At 72.2% G+C, this 23,112-nt stretch carries 22 protein-coding genes; 7 read left to right on the plus strand and 15 right to left on the minus strand.

Annotated elements, in window-relative coordinates; genetic code table 11:
- Positions 1–3 precede the first annotated feature (3 nt).
- Positions 4–588 (minus strand): DNA-3-methyladenine glycosylase I, encoded by a 585-nt coding sequence (locus IA22_RS0113265; protein ID WP_014154242.1) that lies wholly within the window; start codon positions 586–588, stop codon positions 4–6.
- Positions 585–980: a DivIVA domain-containing protein gene (locus IA22_RS0113270; protein WP_030123708.1), complete on the minus strand. Its 396-nt coding sequence runs from the start codon at positions 978–980 to the stop codon at positions 585–587. Before IA22_RS0113270 ends, IA22_RS0113265 begins: the two co-directional genes overlap by 4 nt.
- Positions 981–1,071: 91 nt before the next feature.
- Here IA22_RS0113270 and folP point away from each other — a divergent pair, with 91 nt between their 5' ends.
- Positions 1,072–1,944 carry a dihydropteroate synthase gene (gene folP / locus IA22_RS0113275; RefSeq protein ID WP_014154244.1) on the plus strand — a complete coding sequence of 291 codons (873 nt, stop codon included), beginning with the start codon at positions 1,072–1,074 and terminating at the stop codon, positions 1,942–1,944.
- A 39-nt stretch (positions 1,945–1,983) separates the two neighbouring features.
- On the opposite strand, the gene IA22_RS0113280 is transcribed toward folP, so the two are convergent.
- Both IA22_RS0113280 and dapE read right to left on the minus strand, forming a co-directional pair.
- Positions 1,984–2,769: an LOG family protein gene (locus IA22_RS0113280; RefSeq protein ID WP_014154245.1), complete on the minus strand. Its 786-nt coding sequence runs from the start codon at positions 2,767–2,769 to the stop codon at positions 1,984–1,986.
- Between the two features lie 85 nt (positions 2,770–2,854).
- The gene (dapE, locus tag IA22_RS0113285) at positions 2,855–3,934 is read right to left on the minus strand and encodes a succinyl-diaminopimelate desuccinylase (RefSeq protein ID WP_014154246.1); all 1,080 of its coding nucleotides are present in this window, start codon (positions 3,932–3,934) and stop codon (positions 2,855–2,857) included.
- Positions 3,935–3,996: 62 nt separating this feature from the next.
- Here dapE and IA22_RS0113290 point away from each other — a divergent pair, with 62 nt between their 5' ends.
- The gene (locus IA22_RS0113290; RefSeq protein WP_015578621.1) at positions 3,997–4,893 is read left to right on the plus strand and encodes a hypothetical protein; all 897 of its coding nucleotides are present in this window, start codon (positions 3,997–3,999) and stop codon (positions 4,891–4,893) included.
- Between the two features lie 317 nt (positions 4,894–5,210).
- A complete protein-coding gene (locus IA22_RS0113295; protein ID WP_014154248.1) occupies positions 5,211–5,573 on the plus strand; it encodes a hypothetical protein in 363 nt (120 codons plus the stop codon).
- Between the two features lie 82 nt (positions 5,574–5,655).
- On the opposite strand, the gene IA22_RS0113300 is transcribed toward IA22_RS0113295, so the two are convergent.
- Together IA22_RS0113300 and fdxA are read right to left on the minus strand one after the other, a co-directional pair.
- Positions 5,656–6,759, minus strand: a complete 1,104-nt coding sequence (locus IA22_RS0113300) for a bifunctional succinyldiaminopimelate transaminase/glutamate-prephenate aminotransferase (protein WP_014154249.1) — start codon at positions 6,757–6,759, stop codon at positions 5,656–5,658.
- 99 nt (positions 6,760–6,858) lie between these two features.
- Positions 6,859–7,179, minus strand: a complete 321-nt coding sequence (gene fdxA, locus IA22_RS0113305; RefSeq protein ID WP_014154250.1) for a ferredoxin — start codon at positions 7,177–7,179, stop codon at positions 6,859–6,861.
- A gap of 117 nt (positions 7,180–7,296) precedes the next feature.
- On the opposite strand from fdxA, the gene IA22_RS0113310 reads away from it, so the two are divergent.
- The 3 genes from IA22_RS0113310 (at position 7,297) to IA22_RS0113320 (ending at position 11,079) form a co-directional block, all read left to right on the plus strand.
- On the plus strand, positions 7,297–8,298 hold the full coding sequence (locus IA22_RS0113310; RefSeq protein ID WP_030123709.1) for a GNAT family N-acetyltransferase: 1,002 nt from the start codon (positions 7,297–7,299) through the stop codon (positions 8,296–8,298).
- A 30-nt stretch (positions 8,299–8,328) separates the two neighbouring features.
- A complete protein-coding gene (locus tag IA22_RS0113315) occupies positions 8,329–9,180 on the plus strand; it encodes a transglutaminase-like domain-containing protein (RefSeq protein ID WP_030123710.1) in 852 nt (283 codons plus the stop codon).
- A 288-nt stretch (positions 9,181–9,468) separates the two neighbouring features.
- Entirely contained in the window at positions 9,469–11,079 is a 1,611-nt protein-coding gene (locus IA22_RS0113320) for a hypothetical protein (protein ID WP_030123711.1), read from the plus strand.
- Positions 11,080–11,406: 327 nt separating this feature from the next.
- On the opposite strand, the gene IA22_RS0113325 is transcribed toward IA22_RS0113320, so the two are convergent.
- The 4 genes from IA22_RS0113325 to IA22_RS0113340 form a co-directional block, all read right to left on the minus strand.
- Positions 11,407–13,473 carry a hypothetical protein gene (locus tag IA22_RS0113325; protein ID WP_199818235.1) on the minus strand — a complete coding sequence of 689 codons (2,067 nt, stop codon included), beginning with the start codon at positions 13,471–13,473 and terminating at the stop codon, positions 11,407–11,409.
- A 175-nt stretch (positions 13,474–13,648) separates the two neighbouring features.
- Positions 13,649–14,110, minus strand: a complete 462-nt coding sequence (locus IA22_RS0113330) for a DUF6113 family protein (RefSeq protein ID WP_030123713.1) — start codon at positions 14,108–14,110, stop codon at positions 13,649–13,651.
- Positions 14,107–15,024 carry an N-acetyl-1-D-myo-inositol-2-amino-2-deoxy-alpha-D-glucopyranoside deacetylase gene (mshB, locus tag IA22_RS0113335; RefSeq protein WP_014154256.1) on the minus strand — a complete coding sequence of 306 codons (918 nt, stop codon included), beginning with the start codon at positions 15,022–15,024 and terminating at the stop codon, positions 14,107–14,109. Before mshB ends, IA22_RS0113330 begins: the two co-directional genes overlap by 4 nt.
- Before the next feature lie 74 nt (positions 15,025–15,098).
- Positions 15,099–15,293 carry a hypothetical protein gene (locus IA22_RS0113340; protein WP_014154257.1) on the minus strand — a complete coding sequence of 65 codons (195 nt, stop codon included), beginning with the start codon at positions 15,291–15,293 and terminating at the stop codon, positions 15,099–15,101.
- A 166-nt stretch (positions 15,294–15,459) separates the two neighbouring features.
- Here IA22_RS0113340 and IA22_RS0113345 point away from each other — a divergent pair, with 166 nt between their 5' ends.
- Complete coding sequence (locus tag IA22_RS0113345; RefSeq protein WP_030123714.1) at positions 15,460–17,586, plus strand: S9 family peptidase; 2,127 nt, start codon at positions 15,460–15,462, stop codon at positions 17,584–17,586.
- Positions 17,587–17,613: 27 nt separating this feature from the next.
- On the opposite strand, the gene IA22_RS0113350 is transcribed toward IA22_RS0113345, so the two are convergent.
- The 5 genes from IA22_RS0113350 to IA22_RS0113370 form a co-directional block, all read right to left on the minus strand.
- Positions 17,614–18,702 carry a hypothetical protein gene (locus IA22_RS0113350; protein WP_030123715.1) on the minus strand — a complete coding sequence of 363 codons (1,089 nt, stop codon included), beginning with the start codon at positions 18,700–18,702 and terminating at the stop codon, positions 17,614–17,616.
- A gap of 203 nt (positions 18,703–18,905) precedes the next feature.
- On the minus strand, positions 18,906–20,132 hold the full coding sequence (locus IA22_RS0113355; protein ID WP_030123716.1) for an ABC transporter ATP-binding protein: 1,227 nt from the start codon (positions 20,130–20,132) through the stop codon (positions 18,906–18,908).
- Entirely contained in the window at positions 20,122–21,099 is a 978-nt protein-coding gene (locus IA22_RS0113360) for an ABC transporter ATP-binding protein (protein ID WP_014154261.1), read from the minus strand. The genes IA22_RS0113355 and IA22_RS0113360 overlap by 11 nt, the downstream gene beginning before the upstream one ends.
- A 13-nt stretch (positions 21,100–21,112) precedes the next feature.
- Positions 21,113–22,105, minus strand: coding sequence for an ABC transporter permease (locus IA22_RS0113365; RefSeq protein ID WP_030123717.1), 993 nt, complete (start codon positions 22,103–22,105; stop codon positions 21,113–21,115).
- Complete coding sequence (locus IA22_RS0113370) at positions 22,098–23,021, minus strand: ABC transporter permease (protein WP_014154263.1); 924 nt, start codon at positions 23,019–23,021, stop codon at positions 22,098–22,100. The genes IA22_RS0113365 and IA22_RS0113370 overlap by 8 nt, the downstream gene beginning before the upstream one ends.
- Between the last annotated feature and the right edge of the window lie 91 nt (positions 23,022–23,112).

Below are 23,112 nucleotides of genomic sequence, written 5' to 3' on the forward strand. Positions count from 1 at the left end.
GTACTACCGGCCGCCGCCCCGGGCGACGCAGTCGGCCAGATGGTCGTCGACCAGGCCGCACGCCTGCATCAGGGCGTACGCGGTCGTGGGGCCGACGAAGCGGATGGACCGCTTCTTGAGGTCCTTGGCCAGCGCGGTCGATTCCGGGGTGACCGCCGGGACGTCACCGAGGGTGCGCGGGGCCGGCCGGGTCGCCGGGTCGGGGGCGTGGGACCAGATCAGAGCGTCCAGTTCGCCCTTGTCCCAGCCGGCCAGGACCTTGGCGTTGGCGAGCGTGGCGTCGATCTTCGCGCGGTTGCGGATGATCCCGGCGTCGGCGAGGAGCCGCTCCTTGTCGGCGTCGGTGAACTCCGCCACGGCGGGGATCCTGAAACCGGCGAAGGCGCTGCGGAACCCTTCGCGACGGCGCAGGATCGTCAGCCACGACAGCCCCGACTGGAAGGCCTCCAGGCAGAGCCGCTCGAAGAGGGCGTCGTCGCCGTGCACCGGGCGTCCCCACTCGGTGTCGTGATAGGCGAGGTAGTCCTCCGTGGACAGCCCCCACGGGCAGCGCGGGCGGCCGTCGGCCGCTGCTACGGCGCCGCTCACCGCTCGTCCTCCTCGCCCGGCCGGCCGTCCTCGCCGCGGCGCGGCTCGTCCGGCCGCTTGAACAGGTCGGGGCCGCCGTTCACCGCGGTGGCCTGGGCTCCGGCGAGCGCCGACTCCAGCTCGGCGATGTGGGCGTCCCGCTCGGCGAGCTCGGCACCGAGCCGGCCGAGGGCCTCGTCCACGTCCGTCATGCGGTAGCCGCGCACGGCCATGGGCAGCCGCATCGCCTCGACGTCGGCGCGGCCGACGGGGCGGTTCGCGGGCAGCGGGTCGGTGAGCCGCTCGGGCTCGACGTCCTGCAGCACCGGGCTTCCGCCTCCGCCGACCACCGCCAGGGTGACCGCGGCCACGACCACGGCCATCGTGAGCAGCAAGAACCAGAACACGTGCATCTCCCCGGAAGCGGAATACCTGTCCAGGTCAGATCGTGCCATGCGCCACCGACGGTTAGGGTCGCAGGCGGGCTACAGGGAGGAACCAGGAATGCGAAGCGGGACGCTCAGGCTGGGGCGGCGGGAGTTCGGGCCGCACGAGCCGGTGATCATGGCGATCGTGAACCGGACTCCCGATTCCTTCTACGACCAGGGGGCGACGTTCCGTGACGAGCCCGCGCTCTCCAGGGTCGAGCAGGCCGTCGCGGAAGGTGCCGCGATCATCGACATCGGCGGGGTGAAGGCCGGCCCGGGCGAGGAGGTGACCGCGCAGGAGGAGGCCCGTCGCACGGTGGGCTTCGTCGCCGAGGTACGGCGCCGCCACCCGGACGTAGTGATCAGTGTGGACACCTGGCGGCACGACGTCGGTGCGGCCGTCTGCGAGGCGGGTGCCGACGTGCTGAACGACGCGTGGGGCGGCGTCGACCCGAAGCTCGCGGAGGTGGCGGCGCGGTACGGCGCCGGGCTCGTGTGCACGCACGCGGGCGGCGCGGAGCCCCGCACCCGGCCGCACCGGATCGCGTACGACGACGTGGTGGCCGACATCCTGCGGGTCACCCTGGGGCTCGCGGAGCGGGCCGTGGAGCTCGGGGTGAGGCCGGACGGGATCATGATCGATCCGGGCCACGACTTCGGCAAGAACACCCGCCACTCGCTGGAGGCGACCCGCCGGCTGGACGAGATGACGGCCACCGGCTGGCCGGTGCTGGTCTCCCTCTCCAACAAGGACTTCGTCGGGGAGACGCTCGACAGGCCGGTCAAGGAGCGCGTGATCGGCACGCTGGCCACGACGGCCGTCTCCGCGTGGCTGGGGGCGCAGGTCTACCGGGTGCACGAGGTGGCCGAGACCCGTCAGGTCCTGGACATGGTCGCGTCCATCGCGGGCCACCGGCCGCCGGCCGTCGCGCGGCGGGGCCTGGCGTAGGGAGCGTGGCCGCTCCGGCCCCGCCGCCGGCCGACGCGGCTAGCGGCCGACCTCCTTCGTCACCAGCCGGACCGCCTCGTCCACGTCGTCCGTGACGTGGAACAGCATCAGGTCGTGCTCGGACGCCTTGCCCCCCGCCACCACCGTGTCCCGCAGCCAGTCGACCAGGCCGCCCCAGTACGCCGTACCGAAGAGGACGATCGGGAAGCGCGTCACCTTGCCCGTCTGGACCAGGGTGAGCGCTTCGAAGAGCTCGTCCAGCGTGCCCAGACCGCCGGGCAGGACGACGAACCCCTGGGCGTACTTCACGAACATCGTCTTGCGGACGAAGAAGTAGCGGAAGTTGACGCCGATGTCGACATGTGGATTCAGTCCGGACTCGAAGGGGAGCTCGATGCCGAGCCCGACGGAGACGCCCTTGGCCTCCCGGGCCCCCTTGTTCGCCGCCTCCATCGCTCCGGGACCGCCGCCCGTGATGACGGCGAAACCCGCCTCGACCAGCGCCTTGCCGATCTGTACGCCCGCCTCGTAGTCCGGTCCGCCCGCCGGTGTGCGGGCCGAGCCGAAGACACTGATCGCGCTGGGCAGTTCCGCCAGCGCGCCGAATCCCTCCACGAACTCCGACTGGATCCGCATGACGCGCCAGGGGTCGGTGTGGACCCACTCCGAGTCGCCCTCGGAGTCCAGCAGCCGCTGATCGGTCGTGCCCGGCTGGACCTGGTCCCTGCGCCGCAGTACCGGACCCAGTCGCTGCTCCTCGGGCTTCACCGCGCCCTCGGGAATCTGCGCGCCCTCGGGGATCCGTGCGTCCTCCGGGTTGCCCATGACCTGCTCCCTCCGCCGACCTGCGATGTGCGTGTGTCGGTTCAGCCTAGATCGGCGGAGGTTACGGGCGGGGGAATGCCGTGGGTCAGCTGGTGAGCCAGGAGCGCAGACGCTCCTCGCAGTGCGTGATCCGGTCGACCGCCACGTGCTCGTCCCGCTTGTGCGCGAACAGCGCGTCCCCGGGACCGTAGTTCACCGCGGGAACGCCGAGAGCGCCGAACCGGGAGACGTCGGTCCAGCCGAACTTGGGCTGGGCCGTGCCGCCGACCGCCTCCATGAACGCCTTGGCCGCGGGATGCGAGAGCCCGGGCATGGCGGCGCCGGAGTGGTCGTCGACGGTGAACCCGACGACGCCGCAGTCCGCGAAGACCTCCCTGACGTGCGCCTCGGCCTCCTCGGGGCTCCGATCGGGGGCGTACCGGTAGTTGACCACCACGGTGCAGGAGTCCGGGATGACGTTGGTGGCGACACCGCCCTCGATGCCCACGGCGTTGAGCCCCTCGCGGTACTCCAGACCGTCGATGACCGGGCGGCGCGGCTCGTACGCGGCGAGCCTGGCCAGCACCGGGGCGGCGGCGTGGATCGCGTTGGAACCCATCCAGCTGCGCGCGGAGTGGGCCCGCTCGCCCTCCAGCCGCAGGTGCACCCGCACGGTGCCCTGGCAGCCGCCCTCGACCTGCGCGTCGGAGGGCTCCAGCAGGACGGCGAAGTCCGCTTCGAGCCAGTCGGGGTGCGCTTCGGCCACGTGTCCGAGGCCGTTGTGCTGGGCGGCGACCTCCTCGTTGTCGTAGAAGACGAAGGTCAGGTCGCGGTTGGGCTCCGGCACGGTCGCCGCGATCCGGAGCTGGACGGCCACGCCAGACTTCATGTCGGAGGTGCCGCACCCCCACAGCACGCCGTCGTCGTCGAGGCGGGAGGGCACGTTGTCCGCGATCGGCACGGTGTCGATGTGGCCGGCCAGGACGACACGCTCGGACCGGCCCAGCCGGGTCCTCGCCACGACGTTGTTGCCGTGGCGGTCGACGGTCAGGTGCGGCAGCGTGCGCAGGGCCGCCTCGACGGCGTCGGCGAGGTCCTTCTCCTGCCCGCTGACCGACGGGAAGTCGACCAGCCGGGCGGTGAGCTCGGGACCGTCCAGGGAGAGGTCAAGCGTGTGTCCATCCATGGCCACGACCCTAAGGGACTTCGGGGACCGGCCCGCTCGTACCCTCCAGTACGGTTGGCCTCGTGCCCCGGACGAGTTCTTCTCCCCGCCGCAGCCGCCTGTTCCGTGCCGCGGCCGCCTTCGCCGTGCTCGTGGCACTGGCGGGCTATCTGGCCCTGCAGTACCTCTCCGGCCACAAGGGTGCGCCCCGGTGCGTCGTCGGGCCGGTCGGCGGGGGTGAGGGGCGGACGTACGAGCTGAGCCCCGAGCAGGCCGCCAACGCCGCCACCGTCTCCGCCGTGGGCACCACCCGCGGACTCCCGGAACGGGCCGTGACCATCGCGCTGGCGACCGCCATGCAGGAGTCCTCCCTGCGCAACATCGACCACGGCGACCGGGACTCGCTCGGTCTCTTCCAGCAGCGGCCCTCGCAGGGCTGGGGAACGCCCGAGCAGATCATGGACCCGGTCTACTCGGCCGGGGAGTTCTACGAGCACCTCGTCGAGGTCCCGGGCTATTCGCGGCTGCCGCTGACCGTCGCGGCCCAGAAGGTGCAGAAGAGCGGGTTCCCGCAGGCGTACGCCAAGCACGAGCCGGATTCCGCCCTGCTGGCCGCGGCGCTGACCGGGCGCTCCCCCGCCTCGCTGACCTGCTCGCAGGCGTCCGCGGCCGCCGAGGGTCCCGGTGACGCGGCCGCGGTGCGGTCCGATCTGGTGCGCGCGTTCGGCAAGGACGTCCTGCCGTCCACCGGGTCGGCGGGCGCCGCCGCGGCCGGCACCGTGTCGGTTCCGGTACCCGCCGGGGACGACCGCGCCTCGAGCCGGGGCTGGGAGCTCGCCCACTGGGCGGTCGCGCGGGCCGGGACCCTGCGGATCGACGAGGTCTCCTACGGGGGGCGGGTGTGGACCGCCGACACCGGGTGGCGGACGGAACGCGAGGAACCGAGCTCCACCAGCGTCCGGATGCGGCTCGCTCAGTAGTACGGCCTGTCATCCGTACGGGCCGTGCGGGCCGCACGGACGACAGGCCGAGCCACGCCCGCACCCGCGCTTCCACGCACCCTCCCCACGGGCTCACGACCCTGCGTACGACGGGAAGTGACGGTTCATCAGGCGTGCGGGGAACGCCCCCCGCCACCGGGTCGTCGCATTGCGGATTATCGGACGCATTACCCAGTCTTTGCCCGGGTTCCCCGCAACCTTCCCCGCCCCTGGAGCTGTTGTTCAGTGCGTCCGATCACCGGACAGGCGGATTCCACATCCGCCGAGACCCGTTGACGTCCCGCCGAAGGAGCATCATGTCCCTCCCCCTGACCCGTCGGATCGCCCGCGCCGCGCTGCTGATCGCCGCAGGTGCGGCCCCCGTGGTCGGCGCGGCCGGTGCGGCGGGCGCCGCGGGGCTCCCGCAGACCCCCGCGCTCGGCGGCCTGACCTCGCTCGACGGCGCGGGCCTGAGCAGCACGCTCGACTCCACCGCCAAGCAGGGCTCGCACGCGGCGAACGAGACCGGCGGCAAGGTGGTCGGCACGACCCTTCCCGCCGCCGGCAAGACCCTGGAGAAGGCCGGCACCCTGGCGGACGGCGAGCTGACGGAGGACACCCTCCCGACCAAGAGCCTGCCGACCAAGGGGCTGCCCACCAAGGGCCTGCCGATCGGCTGACCCGCCGGGCCCCGGCGAACGTGCCGAGGGGCCTCGGGAGTGCGCACTCCCGAGGCCCCTCGGCGCGTCTGCGGGCCCTGCGTCAGGACAGCCGCGCGACCGCCGCGTCCACGCGCTCGTCCGTGGCCGTGAGCGCCACCCGTACGAAGCGGTCCCCGGCCGGCCCGTAGAAGTCGCCCGGTGCCACGAGGACGCCGAGCTCCGCCAGGTGCGCCACGGTCTCCCAGCACGGCTCGTCGCGGGTGGCCCAGAGGTAGAGACTCGCCTCGCTGTGCTCGATCCGGAAGCCGTGGGCCTCCAGCGCCGCCCGCAGGACCGTGCGCCGCCGGGCGTAGCGCGCCCGCTGCTCCGCTACGTGCTCGTCGTCGCCCAGCGCCGCGACCGTCGCCGCCTGGACCGGGGCCGGCGTCATCATCCCGCCGTGCTTGCGGATCTGGAGCAGCTCCCCCAGGACGGCCGCGTCGCCCGCCACGAAGGCCGCGCGGTACCCGGCGAGGTTGGAGCGCTTGGAGAGCGAGTGGACGGCGACGATGCCCTCGTACGTGCCGCCGCAGACGTCCGTGTGGAGCACGGAGACCGGCTCCGCCTCCCAGCCGAGCTCCAGGTAGCACTCGTCGCTGAAGACCAGCACCCCGTGCTCACGCGCCCAGGCCACGATCCGGGTCAGCTCGTCCTTCGGCAGGACACGGCCCGTCGGGTTGGACGGGGAGTTGAGCCAGAGCAGCTTCAGTCCCTCGGGGTCCAGCTCCGTCGGGTCGTCGTAGACGACGGGCTCGGCGCCGCAGAGCCGCGCCCCGACCTCGTAGGTCGGGTAGGCGAGCCGCGGGTAGGCGACCTTGTCACCGGCGCCGAGCCCCAGCTGCGTCGGCAGCCAGGCGACGAGTTCCTTCGAGCCGACCACGGGCAGCACGTTCCCGTGGGCCACGCCGACCGCGCCGAGCCTGCGCTCCACCCAGCCGGTCAGGGCGTCACGCAGTTCCTCGGTCCCCCACACCGTCGGATAGCCGGGGCTGTCCGACGCGGCGATCAGCGCCTGCTGGATCAGCTCGGGCACCGGGTCGACGGGCGTGCCGACCGACAGGTCCACGATGCCGTCCGGATGGGCCGCGGCCGTCGCCTTGTAGGGCGCGAGCTTGTCCCAGGGGAAGACCGGGAGGCGGGAGGAGACGGGGACTGCTTCGGACACGGAACTCTGCTTTCTCGTACGGGGGCGTGGCAGCCGGAAAACACCTCGGTCCCGCACGGTGACGAGCCGTACGGGACCGGGCGGCGCTCGCTGTGCCGGTTACTGGTTCTGCGGCGGCAGCGCGGCGATGAACGCGTGGTCGCGCTCGATGAGACCCAGCTTGGAGGCGCCACCCGGGGAGCCGAGGTCGTCGAAGAACTCGACGTTCGCCTTGTAGTAGTCCTTCCACTCCTCCGGGGTGTCGTCCTCGTAGAAGATGGCCTCGACCGGGCAGACCGGCTCACAGGCTCCGCAGTCGACGCACTCGTCCGGATGGATGTACAAGGACCGGGAGCCCTCGTAGATGCAGTCGACGGGGCACTCTTCGATGCAGGCCTTGTCCTTCACGTCGACACAAGGCTGCGCGATGACGTAGGTCACGCTGTCGTTCCTCCTCGGTAGGGCGTTGGCTCTCGCGCGGGAGCGCGGCGTCGTCGATGCCCGCCCCTAGTATCTCCGTTCCGGGGCACGATCCGAACAGGAGGGGCAGAGAGAGCTGTGGAATTCACCATGGGCGGACGGCTCGAAGTTCGCATAACGCCCGCTGACGTCGGAAAACGGGTGTCCGTACGGCGCGTCGTCGGCGTCCCGGGCGAGGACGCGAAGTTCACCGACACGGTCGGGGTTCTCACATCGTGGGACGGTGGTGTGCTCTCGGTCACGACGAAGAGCGGCGGGAGCGTCCGGATCGCGGAATCCTCGCTGGTGGCGGGCAAGGTGGTGCCCGCGGCCCCGGCACGCCGCCGCGGTCCCGCCGCCTCCTTCGGTGAACTCGCCCTGGTCACCGCGCGCGCCTGGCAGCCCGTGGAGAGCGAACTCCTGGGCGACTGGCGGCTGCGCGCCGCCGGCGGATTCACCCGGCGCGCCAACTCCGTGCTGCCGCTCGGCGATCCGGGTCTTCCGCTGGGTGAGGCGCTCGGGCGTGTCCGGCGCTGGTACGAGGACCGGGGGCTGCCCGCCTACGTGCAGGCCGCGACGGGCGCGGAGGGCACGCAGGAGCGGCTCTGCGCGGGTCTGGAGGAGCACGGGTGGCGGCGGGAGGTGTCGGCCGAGGTGCGGATCGCGGCGCTGGCCCCGGTCGGCGACCTGGACGCGGACGTCTCCGCGGTGCGGACGGCCCGTCAGCCGGACGACGCGTGGCTGTCCCGGTACCAGCGCTCCGGGACGCCGGGGCCCCATGTGCGGACGGTGCTGGGCAGCGGCCCCTCCGTGTGGTTCGCCTCCGTACCGGGCGACGGCCCGGCGGGGGTGCCGGCGGCGATCGGGCGCTGCGTGGTGGACGGCCGCTGGGCGGGCTTCATGGCCGTCGAGGTGGGTCCGGAGCACCGGCGCCGGGGGCTCGCCACCGCCGTGATGACGGCGCTGGCCCGCACGGCGCTGGACGAGGGCGCCTCGGCCGCGTGGCTCCAGGTGGAGTCGGACAACGAAGGCGCCCGTGCGCTGTACGACCGCATGGGCTTCGCCACCCATCACCGTTACCACCACTTCCGGTCCGCGTAGCGGAGACAGCAGCAGGGACACGTGTCAGACATGAGCTCCGAGGACGCCGGCAGGGACGCACGACGCAAGCGGTTCGCCGAGGAGGCGCGCGCCGAACGGCCGGACCTCGCACTGCTCTGTCTGCTGCTGGGCGCGGAGGCCTCACCGCCGTCGCCGGGGGACGCCGATCCGTACGGTGTCGACGCGGCGCAGATCGAGCTGGACCGGCTGGCGGGCCTCCTGCCCTACGGCGCCCGCGGAGCCCGCGCGTGGGCGTCCGCGCTCGCCGAACTGCTGGGCGGACGCTGCGGCTTCGGGGGTTCTTCCCCCGACTACCAGCGGCTGGAGTCGTCGGTCCTCCAGCAGGTGCTGCGACGTCGCAGAGGACTGCCCATCCTGCTGTCCGTGGTCTGGATCGAGGTGGCGCGGAGGGCCGGGGCGCCCGTCTACGGAGTGGCTCTCCCCGGTCATTTCGTGGTCGGTTTCGGCGACCCGGCCGAGCGGGTCCTGGCCGATCCCTTCGCCGGTGGCGCCCCGCTGAGCGGTGAGGACGCGGAGCTGATGGTGACGGGGGCGACCGGCGCGCCCCTGGAGTCGTCGATGCTGGTGCCCGCACGGCCGCTGGAGACGGTGCTGCGGATCCTGAACAACGTCCGGGCCTGGGCGTCGGCCCGCCCGGAGCGTACGGACGTGGCGCTGTGGGCGCTCGAACTCTCCCTGCTGCTGCCCGCGCACCCGGCCAGGCTCCGCTACGAGCGGGCCCAGCTCCTCGTGCAGCGCGGGGAGTTCCTGCGGGGCGCCGCGGAGATGGACGAGTACGCCGAGATCGTCGACGGGATCGAGCCGACGGCCGCCGAGGCGATCCGCCACCGCGCCCGGGCGGCCAGGGCGCTGCTGAACTGACCCGGTCGTGCGGGCGGCCCGCACCACCGGGCGGGGAGCCGGCCGGCCGCGATCCGGCGGCCGGTAGGTCACCCCGTGAACGCACCGGGCGGGCGATCCACGCGCATACCGGCCCATTCGGCTCACGTCCGGCGCCAATGGTTGTCCACCGCGGCCCCCGACGGAGGCTCCTGACGCACACCTCTTGACGTGTCCAGGGCGATGGCGGTTACATCGGCCGCATGAGAGAGCGCTCTCTCATTTCAGAGGTTCCGTCGTGCCCCTACCACGACCCAGGAGACGTCATCCATGCACGTTCCCCCCACGAATCCAGCAGCCCCCACCGCACCTCACCGGCGCCGCCGCTCCAAGGCACTCGGTTTCGCCGCACTCGCCGTGTCGCTGCTCATGGCCTTCCCCACGGCCCGGTCGGCGTTCGGTGACGAGACCGGGGCGGTGCCCGGCGGGGGCGACCTCGGCCCCAACGTGCTGGTCTTCGACCCTTCGACGCCCGACATCCAGGGCAAGGTCGACGAGATCTTCAAGAAGCAGGAGTCCGCGCAGTTCGGCAGCGACCGCTACGCCCTGATGTTCAAGCCGGGCACCTACAACGACATCAACGCCCAGATCGGCTTCTACACGTCGATCGCCGGCCTCGGCCTGAACCCCGACGACACGACGTTCAACGGTGACGTCACGGTCGACGCCGGCTGGTTCGACGGCAACGCCACCCAGAACTTCTGGCGTTCGGCCGAGAACCTCGCCCTCGACCCGGTCAACGGCACCAACCGCTGGGCCGTCTCACAGGCCGCCCCGTTCCGCCGCATGCACGTCAAGGGCGGACTCAACCTCGCGCCCGACGGCTACGGATGGGCCAGCGGCGGCTACATCGCCGACAGCAAGATCGACGGACAGGTCGGCCCCTACTCCCAGCAGCAGTGGTACACCCGCGACAGCTACGCGCGGGGGACGAGCTGGGCCGACGGCACGCCCGAGGGCGAGTCGATCCCCCTCGACCAGTTCTACGTGGTGAAACCCGGCGCCACCGCGCAGACCATCAACGCGGCCGTCGACCAGGGCCTGCACCTGCTGTTCACCCCGGGCGTCTACCACGTCGACGAGCCCATCGAGATCGACCGCGCGAACACCGTCGCGCTCGGTCTCGGCCTCGCCACGATCATCCCGGACAACGGCGTGACGGCGATCAAGGTGGGTGACGTCGACGGCGTCAAGCTCGCCGGACTCCTCGTGGACGCCGGCCCGGTCAACTCCTCGGTCCTCGTCGAGGTCGGCCCGGAGGGCTCCTCGGGCGACCACGCGGCCAACCCGACGTCGTTGCAGGACGTGTTCGTGCGGATCGGCGGCGCGGGCCCCGGCAAGGCGACCACGAGCATCGTCGTCAACAGCGACGACACCATCATCGACCACACCTGGGTCTGGCGCGCCGACCACGGCGAGGGTGTCGGCTGGGAGACCAACCGGGCCGACTACGGCGTCCACGTCAAGGGCGACGACGTCCTGGCCACCGGGCTGTTCGTCGAGCACTTCAACAAGTACGACGTCCGGTGGTCCGGCGAGAACGGGAAGACGATCTTCTTCCAGAACGAGAAGGCGTACGACGCCCCGAACCAGGCCGCCATCCAGAACGGCGACATCAAGGGCTACGCCGGCTACAAGGTCGACGACTCCGTGACCACCCACGAGGGGTGGGGCATGGGCAGCTACTGCTTCTTCGACGTCGACCCGACCATCCGCCAGCAGCACGGTTTCCAGGCCCCGGTGAAGCCCGGGGTTAAGTTCCACGACCTGCTCGTGGTCTCGCTCGGCGGCAAGGGCCAGTACGACCACGTCATCAACGACACCGGATCGCCCACCTCGGGTGACACCACCGTTCCGTCCCAGGTGGTGTCCTTCCCGTAGCACGCGGGGGAAGCGCGGGGCCCTGTGCCGTGCCTACGGACGGGCCCCGCGCTTCGGCGTGCCCGGCCGGCCGGCGGGTGGAGCGCCGCGGTCCCGGCCACGAGGAGCGCGATCCCCCGCCAGGAACTCCTCCCGGTCGTCGTGGGCACGCATCCGGTCCGCGACGGACGGGCGAACTCCACGGGCTCCTCTTCGGCGACGACGCGCCCCACGGCCTGGTCGGCATGTCCGGCGGAGCCGCGTGGCCACACGTCCGGCCGCCGACACCACGCCGCCCCCGTCCGGAACTCCGGACGGGGGCGGGCGTACGCGAGGTCGCCGGGCCGGTCAGCCCTCGCCGCTCAGGTCGATGGCGACGGTGCGCTCGGCGGGCGTCCTGCCGAGGAGGGCGCCCTGCATGGCCTGGGCCACGTCGGTCGAGCTGACCTGGTGCTTCGTACCGTCACCCTTGGTGATCATGATGCCGTCGAAGACGCCGTCGAGCAGGGTGTCGATCGCCTTCCTGTCGTAGACCGGGACCAGCTTGCCGTCGACCGGCTTCATGGACAGGATCTGCGGCAGGGACCGCGCGGGGCCGAAGTCGATCGACTTGCTCCCGGCCTGGACGGTGATCAGCCCGGACATCGCGGGCTCGGCGAACTCCTTCATCGCCCGGTCCAGTTCGGCCTTGGTGATGGTGGGTTCGCTGGCCGCGACGGGCAGTTCGACGAGGGCCGGATCGCCGGTCTGGACCTGCGCGCGATAGGCATCGCGTACGGAGATCATCGACCGGTTGACGTCCAGCGACTTGCCCGGCTTCCCGGGGACCGCAACGGCCTTGTTCGGCTCGAACTTGATCGTGCCGTCGTTGGAGGAACCCGCGGCACCCGCCAGATCGGTCAGCGCGACGCCGAGCTTCTCCTCGTCGACCGGGATCACCGGGTCGGCGGAGCGCGCCCCGCCGAACAGGGACCCGATCACCGAGACCGGGTTGTAGTCGCTGCCCGCCGCGCCCCGGACGGTCTCCTGGCTGTCCAGGGTGAGACCGGCCTTGTCGGGGTCGAGCTTCTGCTCCTCGCCGTCCACGGACAGCCGCAGAGGGGTCTGGGCCCGCTTGCCGAGGGCGGCGTCGAGCTTGGCGACCGCCTCCTCCTTCGTGCCGCCGCCGATGTCGACACCGAGCACGGTGGTGCCCTTGGGGACCTCCGAGTGGTTCATCAGCAGACCGGCGCCGTAGGCCACGCCGAACAGCACGAGGACTCCCGCGCCCAGCAGGACCAGCTTGGAGCGGCCCTTCTTGGCGGGCGCCGCCTTGGGAGCGGGCCGGGAGGCGGGAGTGGGCGCCGCGGCACCCGCGCCCCCGGGCCGGCCGCCCATGGGGCCCTCGGGCGGCCGGACGGCTCCGGGGCCGCCCGGGAAGACCGAGCGGGGCTCCGCCGGGATGACGGGGATGCCGCTGGTCAGCGTGTCGCCGGAGACGTGGCCACCGGAGCCGGGGCCCGGTGCGGGGGCCTGCGGCGTCAGGATGGCGGTGTCGTCCGACATCCGCGGAGGGACGCCGCCGGGGCCGGCCGGGCCGCTGGGAGCCGTCCGGCCGGGTGCGCCGGGAAGCCGGTCGAGGTCCGGTGTGAGCGACGAACTCCCGGTGACCGGGCCCGTGGTGGGTCCGGAGGGGCCGGGGCCGCCCTGCGGCCGCACACCGGGGTTCGGCGTGCCGCGCGGGGGGCCGTCGAGGTCGTCGAGGGCGCTGCGCCCCGGTCGGGGCGCACCGTCCCGGTCGCCGGGCTGCTGCGGACCGTCCGAGAAGTACGGCGAGTCCACGCGCGGCGGCGTCGGCCGGCCGGAACCGCCGGCCGGGCCGGAAGGACCGCCGGAGGAGGGTGCGCCGGGGCCCTGGCCGGGGCCTCCCGGAGCCGAGGCCGCGGGAGCCGCGCCCGCGCCGGGGGCCGGGGCGGGCGCCTTGCGCGGGGCGAACCAGTCGCTCCCGCTCTTCTCCTTGGCCGGCTTCCCGTCCGGGACCTCGGCCGCCGGGCCGCCGGGCCGCGCGTCCGGGCCGGGCTCGGGGGCCCCGCCGGACGACGGCGCGGGTGCGCCGGGCCTCGGGGTGCTGCCGGTCCGCTCGGAGGCGGGGCGCCCGCCCGACGCGTCCGTCTCACTCATCGGCGTACGCATGACGACAGGCGGGATCGGACGCGAGCCCGGGATGTTGATCCGGATACGCGTCGTCAGCGTCGTCTCGGTTCTGGGCTCCTCGGGCCGGGGCGGGTCCGCAGGCTCCGGAGTCTCCTCCGGGCCGTCCTGAGACGGGTGCAGCGACGGATACTGGCGTGATCCGTACGGCGGCGTACCCGACGGGTACGCGGCTCCTCCACGCCCCTGGGGCCCGGAGGACGAACTGTCAGTTTCACGACTCAAAGCAGGTTCTCCCGATTGGCTCCGCCGCCCGTACTTCCCCCATGCCGCAGGCCAGGGGACGGCTCGGCGCGCGCACCACCATACTGGCCGCCGCCGCAGGACTCTCCGCGTACGGGGAGAACAAGGATGCACCCGGCACCGCGCGGAGGGGCAATCCGGGGGCGGACATACCACATCACGTGCCGGATCGACCGGGGTCGTTGGCCGAATACGGCAGCCGCGACATGGTGGCACAGATCACAGCCACGGCCATCCCTCCGAGCATGAAGAGAGCCAGGCCGATCTCCTCCCCGAAGACGTAGTCGCCCTCGGGACGCCCGCCGAGCAGGACGATGACGGCGAGGAACCATCCCACCGCCGGCACCAGCGCGCCGAGCTGTGTCCGGGTCAGCACCCGGCCGCCGTGGAACAGTCCCGCCGACGCGGCCAGCGCGAGCAGCAACCCGCCCGGGAACAGGGCCGCCTGGACCAGGGTGCCGGCGAGTCCGACGGCCGCGCCGAGGACCGCGAGACCCACGTACAGGGGGATCCGCCGGGGGTTCGGGGGCGCCGCGAGACCGGACGGTTCGGGAATCCTGGGCGGCGCGTTGGTGCGCGGCGACTGCGACGAGGCGCGCTGCCTCTGCCTGTTGCTCATGTCCGTGCTCCCGGTGCGAGGTCCGCGTCCTGCACACCCGCGAAGAGGTCGTGCTCCCGGGCACCGTCGTCCCCGCCGCGGACGCCTCGCACCAACTCGTAGTACTCCGTGGTGAACACGGGCTGGCCCAGGTCGTTCGAAAGAGCGAAGAACGGTCCGTCGACCGCGATCTGGGTGGCGTGCGCGCGCATGGCGGCCGTCTTCGCCGAGGCGTACGCCGAGCCGTCGATCTCCGTGGTGATCACGTCGTCGTCCACGACTCCGGGCACGTCGTCGATCCGGGCGATGCCCGGGAACGCGTCGGGGGCGGTGTCCCGCAGCCGCGCGAAGCCCTCCTCGGCCACCGAGCGGGGCACCCGGTTCCAGTAGACCTTGGCGACGGTGTGCGGGGCTCCGGCGCCGGCGTCGTACGCGGGATCGGCGGCCAGGTCCGCCGCGCGCATCGCGACGCGGTGCGCCTGGATGTGGTCGGGGTGGCCGTATCCGCCGTCCGGGTCGTACGTGACGAGTACCTGGGGGCGCAGGGAGCGGATCACTCCGACCAGGTGCCCGGCGGCCTCGTCGACGTCGGCGGCCCAGAAGGCACCGGGCCGGTGGTTCTGCTCGGTGCCCGTCATCCCGGAGTCGCGGAAGCGGCCGGGGCCGCCCAGGAAGCGGTGGTCCGTGACCCCGAGCGCCCGCATCGCGGCGGCGAGTTCGCCGGCGCGGTGGTCGCCCAGGCCGCCCTCGCGGTCCGCGGCGAGATGCGCGAGGTCCGGCGGGATGACCTCGCCCTCCTCGCCGAGGGTGCACGTCACCAGGGCGACGTGCGCGCCCTCGGCCGCGTACCTGGCCATGGTGGCGCCGTTGTTGATCGACTCGTCGTCGGGGTGCGCGTGCACCAGGAGCAGACGGCGGGCGGGAAGGTCCTTCATGGGACCACCCTACGAGCAGGCCGCTCCACCGGCCGAACGCCCCGCGGTGCCGGGGCGCCCGGCGGCGCACCCGATCAGAACTTGATCCCCCCGATCATGCCTGCCACGTTCGACGTCACCTCCGAGATGGTCGGGGCGATCGACGAGCTCGCGAGGTAGAACCCCAGCAACATGCAGACCACCGCGTGTCCGCCCTTGAGTCCGGATTTCCGGATCAGCAGGAAGACGACGATCGCCAGCAGCACCACCGCCGAAATCGAGAGTGCCACGGCGGTTCACCTCCATCAGTACGGTCGGGACGGGCAGCACACATGGAGCCAGCAGGTTCATACCCACCGAGCGCTACGGATCATAACTATCCGTGCCGACGCATTGATCGGGGCACAGCAGCACGAGGGGCGCACGGACCGCCCGGGGCGGACTAGGTTCGGAGCCATGACCTCGAAGAAGCTGTCTTTTCCCCTCCAGCACGCCCGGACCCAGAGGTTCACTCTCGGCGCACCTCGGGCCTTCACCGTCTCACCGGATGGGACGCGGGTGATCTTCCTCAGGTCGGCCTCGGGCTCCGACCGGACCAACCGCCTCCTGGTGCTGGACACCGGGACGGGTGAGGAGCGCGTGGCCGCCGACCCGGCCGCCCTGCTGGGCGGTTCCGCGGAGGCGCTGTCGCCGCAGGAGAGGGCGCGCCGGGAGCGGGTCAGGGAGGGTTCGGCGGGCATCGTGGGCTACGCGGTGGACGACGCCGCGGAGTTGGCGGCCTTCGCGCTCTCCGGCAGGGCGTACGTCGCCGAGTTGAGGGCCGGCACGGCACGCGCCCTGCCGGTGCCCGGTCCGGTGATCGACCCGCGCCCCTCGCCCGACGGGCGGCACGTCGCCTACGTCTCGCGGGGCGCGCTGCGGGTCGTGGGGGCGGAGGGCGACGGCGACCGGGCGGTCGCGGAGCCCGAGGACGCCCACGTCTCCTACGGCGTCGCGGAGTTCCTCGCGGCGGAGGAGATGAGCCGCTACCGGGGTTTCTGGTGGTCGCCGGACTCGGACCGCCTGCTGGTCGCCCGCGTCGACGACAGCGCCGTACAGCGGTGGTGGATCGCCGATCCCGCGCACCCCGGGAACCGGCCCGCCGAGGTGGGCTACCCGGCGGCGGGGACGGCCAACGCCGAGGTGAGGCTCTTCGTGACGGATCTGGAGGGGGCCCGCACCGAGGTGGTCTGGGACCGGTCCCGCTTCCCCTACCTGGCGCGGGTGCACTGGTCGTCGAACGGCGCCCCGCTGCTCCTGGTCCAGGCCCGGGACCAGCGCAGCCAGCTGTATCTGGCCGTCGACACGGAGAGCGGGGCGACCCGCACGGTGCATGTCGACGAGGACGAGATCTGGCTCGATCTTTTCGCCGGGGTTCCCGCCTGGGCCCCCGACGGGCGGCTCGTGCGCATCGCCGACGAGGGGGGCGCGCGGGTGCTCTCGGTCGGTGACCGCCCGCTGACCGGCGGCCAGCTGCACGTCCAGGCGGTGCTGGACATCGGCGGGTCGGACATCCTGGTGCAGGCGACCGCGGGCGAGGACGCTGCGGACCCGGAGACCGGGCAGAGCCATGTGTACCGGGTCAACGAGCTGGGCGTGGAGCGCGTCAGCGAGGGCGTCGGGGTGCACTCCGCGGTGCGCGCGGGAGGTGTGACGGTCCTGGTGTCGGCCTCCCCGGACCACCCGGGGACGGCTGTCGGCGTGCTGCGGGACGGCGTGCGGATCGCCTCCGTGGCGAATCTCGCCCAGGAGCCGGTCCTGACCGCGAAGGTCCGTCTGACGGAGGGGGGCGCACGGCGGATCCCGTGCGCCGTGCTGCTCCCCACCGGCTACAAGGAATCAGACGGTCCGCTTCCGGTGCTGATGGACCCCTACGGCGGCCCGCACGGCCGCAGGGTGGTGGCCGCCCACAATCCGCACCTCACGTCCCAGTGGTTCGCGGACCACGGTTTCGCCGTGATCGTCGCCGACGGCCGGGGGGCGCCGGGGCGTTCGCCCGGCTGGGAGAAGGCGGTGCGGGACGACCTGACCCTCACCCTCGACGACCAGGTCGAGGCACTGCACGCCCTGGCCGGACGGTTCCCGCTGGACCTGTCGAAGGTGGCGATGCGCGGCTGGTCCTACGGCGGCTACCTCTCGGCGCTCGCGGTGCTGCGGCGTCCGGACGTCTTCCACGCGGCCGTCGTCGGCGCCCCGGTGACGGACTGGCGGCTCTACGACACCCACTACACCGAGCGCTATCTCGGGGATCCCGCGGAGCAGCCCGAGGTGTACGCGCGCAACTCCGTGGTGACCGACGAGGGGCTCTCCGAGCCGGCCGGCACCGTGCGGCCGATGATGATCGTCCACGGGATGGCCGACGACAACGTGGTGGTCGCCCACGCGCTGCGGCTCTCCTCCGCGCTGCTGTCCGCCGGGCGGCCGCACGAGGTGCTGCCGCTGAGCGGGGTCACGCACATGACCCCGCAGGAGCAGGTCGCGGAGAACCTGCTGCTGCTCCAGGTGGACTTCCTCCGCCGGTCCCTGGGGCTGTCCCGGCCGTGACTCCTCCCGTGCGGAGCGCCCGGGGCCTCACCAGCCGGGCGGCGGGGACGCGGGCGGCGGCGGGGGACCGGATCCGCCGCCGCTCTGCGGGTATCCGTACCCGGGGGCGCCGGCCCCCGGGTAGCCGTATCCCGGGGTCGCGCCCCGCGGGTGCCCGTAGGCCTCGGCCTGCGGGTGCCCGTGGCCGCCGTACCCCTGGTCCGGTCCGCCGGCGCTCTCCAACCCCCGGGGCGCCAGGACCAGCAGGGCCGTCGCCCCCGCGAAGGCGAGCAGCAACGAGGTGAGCATGCCGAGCTGCTGCTCGGTCTCCGCCTCACCGAAGTGTTCCAGCCACCCGTTGTGGACGGTCCGGGCGATCCCGCAGACGCCGGAGACCAGCAGGAATCCGGCAGCGGTCATACCGAGCGGGCGGGAGTGGACGGCGCGGAAGAGGGCGGTCCACGCCACCACCAGGCAGATCACCCCGAGCGCCACGCTGCTCCAGCCCGGCGGGGCGGCGATCAGCCCGAGTGTCAGCGCTTCTCCGCCGATGTACCAGGCGGGATAGACCTCGTCGGGCAGCGTGAAGAGCTGGCGGATCTCCCAGGCGATCAGCACCGCGCCCGACGCCCCGAGCACCAGGAAGGCCGTGACGCCCGCGCCCCGTCCGGGCCGGGTGGGCGGTCGCTCGTACATGTCCTCGGGCCGCCTGCGGCCGGCGGCGCCGGTGACGACGAGCGCGAGGCCGGCGGCGAGGGTCACGAAGGTGCCGACGAGCGCGCGCGTCCGCAGGTCGTCGCCGAACCGGTCGCCCGTCCAGGACGAACCGATGATCCAGAGGCCGGGCAGCCGCAGGACGAGGGTGACGAGTCCGGTGACGACCAGTGCGGACGCCGCCACCGAGGAGCGCAGCGCGGCGAGGAGGGCGAGGACGTACACGACGAGCAGCACCGGGTCGGCCTGCAGCGTGGCGGGCAGCTTCCTCGGCCACCCGTCGGTGTAGCCCGCCCAGTAGCGCAGCAGGGTGGACGCATCTCCGACGGCGCGGAGGTCCCGCACGATCCAGGCGGCGACAAGGGCCGCGAGCACGGCGCACAGCACCGCTCCGGTGATTCTGGCTCCCCGTGTGAGTATCACCTCAGCGATACTCCACCGCGGTCCGCCGATGGACAAGGGGACCTCGGGGGAAGCGCCGGAACGGGTAACCGGCCGGGGCGACGTGATGAACGCCCCGGCCGGTTCACGGCACCCGCACGGCCGTACGTTCTCCATGGTGGAGTGTTCGTATATCGGTGCGACGACGGTCGAGTTGCCTCCGTGTTAACGGAACCGATGCCCGTTCACCGTCCCTCTCCGCCACCCTCGTCCGTGCCCCCGGAGCCCGGGGTGTCCTCGTCCGGGGGGTGCGGCTGCGCTTCCCCGGCGGCCCCGGGCCCCTCCCTCCGCTCCTCCGGCGGCACCACCCGCTTCTCCTCGGCGAAGTGGCACGCCGAGTCGTGCCGGGCCGGAGTACCCGAGTCGCGGAAGACCGCCGGCACCGCCAGCAGCGGCACCTCCCGCTCGCATCGCTCCTGCGCCTTCCAGCACCGGGTGCGGAAGCGGCAGCCGGACGGGATGTTCGCCGGGGAGGGCACGTCGCCGTGCAGGATGATCCGTTCGCGGTGCTCACGGGCCGACGGGTCCGGCACCGGGACGGCCGACAGCAGCGCCTGGGTGTAGGGGTGCGTCGGGTGGTCGTAGATCTCCTCGTCCGTGCCCACCTCGACGATCCGTCCCAGGTACATGACCCCGACCCGGTCCGAGATGTGCCGGACGATCGACAGGTCGTGCGCGATGAACACGAAACTCAGGCTGAATTCGGCCTGCAGCCGGTCCAGCAGGTTGACGACCTGCGCCTGCACCGACACGTCGAGCGCGGAGACCGGCTCGTCGGCGACGATGATCTCCGGGTTGAGCGCGAGACCGCGGGCGATCCCGATGCGCTGGCGCTGCCCGCCGGAGAACTGGTGCGGGTACCGGTTGATGTACTCGGGGTTCAGGCCCACGACGTCGAGCAGGTCCTGAACCTTCTGCCGGCGGCTCCCCTTGGGCGCCACCTCGGGGTGGATCTCGTACGGTTCCCCGATGATGTCGCCGACCGTCATGCGCGGGTTCAGCGAGGTGTACGGGTCCTGGAAGACCATCTGGATGTTGCGGCGCACGGCCTTCAGCGCACGGCCGGACAGCTTGGTGACGTCCTCGCCCTTGTACCGGATCACTCCCCCGGTCGGCGGCTCCAGATGGACCAGCATCTTCGCCACGGTCGACTTCCCGCAGCCGGACTCCCCCACGATGCCGAGCGTCTCGCCCGCCGCGAGGTCGAAGTCCACACCGTCGACGGCCCTGACCGCGCCGATCTGCTTCTTGAAGAGGATGCCCCGGGTCAGCGGGTAGTGCTTGACCAGGCCCCGCACCTCCAGGATCGGGTCCCCCTCGGCGTACGGCCGCGTACGGTCCGCCTCCCGCGCCCCGGTGAGCAGCGTGGAGCCGCCCGAGAGCCCTTCGCGTCCCGCGTCATCAGCGTGCATCGAGCGTCTCCTTCCAGAAGTGGCAGGCGCTCCGTCGTTCCTCGTCCACGGTGTAGAGCGGCGGGACGTCCGTACGGCACACGGCCTGGGCCATGGGGCAGCGCGGGTGGAAGGCGCAGCCGGGCGGGATGTGCAGCAGGTTGGGCGGCAGGCCCTTGATCGCGTAGAGCTCCTGGCCCTTCTGGTCCAGGCGCGGGATCGAGCGCAGCAGGCCCTTGGTGTACGGGTGGGCGGGAGCCTGGTAGATCTCGTGGACGGGCGAGGTCTCGACGATCCGGCCGGCGTACATGACCGCGATCTTGTCGGCGACGTCGGCGACCACGCCGAGGTCGTGCGTGATCAGGATGAGCCCCATGTTGAGCTCGCGCTGGAGCTCCGCGAGCAGGTCCATGACCTGGGCCTGGACGGTCACGTCGAGGGCGGTGGTGGGCTCGTCGGCGATGATGAGCGAGGGTTCGAGCGCCATCGCCATGGCGATCATGATGCGCTGGCGCATACCGCCGGAGAACTGGTGCGGGAAGTCGCCGACGCGTTCCCGGGCCGCCGGGATGCGGACCCGGTCCATGAGTTCGATGGCCTTGGCCCGGGCGTCCCCGCGGGACATCCCGCGGTGCACGACGAACATCTCGCCGAGCTGCTGCCCCACGCTGAGCACCGGGTTCAGCGAGGAGAGCGCGTCCTGGAAGATCATGGCCATCTCCTGGCCGCGGATCCGCCGGCGTTCGTCGGCCTTGAGCTTCAGCAGATCGCGGTCCTTGAAGAGGATCTCGCCCCCGCTGATCCGGCCGGGCGGCATGTCGAGGATGCCCATGACCGCCTGGGCGGTGACGGACTTGCCCGAGCCGGACTCTCCGAGGACGGCGAGGGTCTCGCCCTCGGCGACCGAGTAGTTGACCCCGTTGACGGCCTTGGCCACACCGTCCCGGGTGTGGAACTCCACGTGCAGATCGCGCACTTCGAGCAACATGGCGGCGGACTCCTCAGCGCAGCTTGGGGTCGAGGGCGTCGCGCACCGCGTCGCCGAGCATGATGAAGGCGAGCACGGTGACGGCCAGCGCCCCGGCGGGCCAGAGCAGCATGTGCGGCGCGTTGCGGACGTACTGGGAGGCGGCGGAGATGTCGATGCCCCAGGAGACGGCCGGCGGTTTCAGGCCGACGCCGAGGTACGAGAGCGTCGCCTCCAGCGAGATGTAGGTGCCCAGGGCGATGGTCGCGACGACGATGACGGGCGCGATGGCGTTGGGCATGATGTGGCGGAGCATCATCCGCGAGTTGGAGGCGCCGAGTGCCCTGGCCGCCTGGACGTAGTCGTTCTGTTTGGCGGTGATGACGGAGCCGCGCGCGATGCGTGCGATCTGCGGCCAGCCCAGCAGCACGATGAAGCCGATCACGGGCCAGACGGTGGAGCTGGTGACGACGGACAGGAAGACGAGTCCGCCGAGGACCACCGGGATGCCGAAGAAGACGTCCGTGATGCGGGAGAGCACGGCGTCCCATCCCCTGCCGAAGAAGCCGGCGAGACCGCCCAACACGCCGCCCAGCAGCGAGACCCCGAGGGTCGAGAGGACACCGACGGTCACCGAGGTCCGGGCGCCGTAGACGGTGCGGGTGTAGACGTCGCAGCCCTGGCCGTCGAAGCCGAAGGGGTGGCCGGGCTGGGAGCCCTCCTGGGCCTTGGACAGGTCGCAGTCGAGCGGGTCCTGGTCGGCGATCAGCGAAGGCCAGATCGAGATGATCACCAGGAACAGGATGACCAGCGAGGAGATGATGAAGACCGGGTTGCGGCGCAGGTCCCGCCAGGCGTCGGACCAGAGGCTGCGCGGCTTGCCGGCCGGTCCGGTGCCCTCGGGGCCGCCGGGCGTCTTCTCCAGTGTGGTGCCCTCGTCCATCGCGAGGTCCATGCCGCCGCCCGCGCCGGCCCCCGAGATCGCTCCGCTGCCCGTCGTCTCGTCCCACGGCTTCTGCTCAGGCATAGCGGATCCTCGGGTCGAGTACGGCGTACAGGAGGTCGACGATCAGGTTCGCCGCCAGGAAGACGAGGACCAGGACGGTGACGAACCCGACGACGGTCTGGGAGTTCTGGCGGAGGATCCCCTGGTAGAGCTGGTAGCCGACTCCGTGGATGTTGAAGATGCGCTCGGTGACGATCGCCCCTCCCATCAGGGCTCCCACGTCCGTGCCGATGAAGGTGACGACGGGGATGAGCGAGTTGCGCAGCAGGTGCCGCACGACCACCCGCCGCCGGGGCAGGCCCTTGGCGACGGCGGTGCGGACGTAGTCGGCGCGGGCGTTCTCGGCGATCGAGGTCCGGGTGAGCCGGGTGACGTAGGCCAGGGACACGGAGGCCAGGACGAGTCCGGGGACGATGAGCTCGTCGACGGGCGCCTCCGAGGACACGGACGGCTTGATGATGCCCCACTCCACTCCCAGCAGGAGCTGGAGCAGGAGGCCGGTGACGAATGTGGGGACGGCGATGACGACCAGGGTCAGGATGAGCACCACGGTGTCGACGGGCCGTCCGCGGCGCAGTCCGGTGACGACGCCGAGGCTGATCCCGATGACGATCTCGAAGACGATGGCGACGATGGTCAGCCGGATGGTGATGGGGAAGGCCGTGGCCATCAGCTCGGTGACCTTCTGCCCGTTGAACGCGGTGCCGAAGTCCCCGGTGAAGATGTTGCCCATGTAGGTCAGGTACTGCTGCCAGACGGGCTTGTCGAGGCCGAACTCGGTGCGCAGCTGGGCGGCGGTCGCGGGGTCGCACTGGCGGTCGCCGCAGAGGCCCGCGATGGGGTCGCCCATCACGTTCACCATGAGGAAGATCAGCAGCGTGGTGCCGAAGAAGACGGGGATCATCTGCAGCAGCCGCCGGATCACATAACGTCCCATGAGGGGCTCCGGGGGTCGGGGCGAGCGGGCGGAGGGACCGGAAAGCCGGGCGGCCGGTGCGTCACCGCGCACCGGCCCCCGGCTTCAGGGG

Origin of the sequence: Kitasatospora papulosa, assembly GCF_000717245.1 — a bacterium.
Classification (GTDB): domain Bacteria; phylum Actinomycetota; class Actinomycetes; order Streptomycetales; family Streptomycetaceae; genus Streptomyces; species Streptomyces papulosus.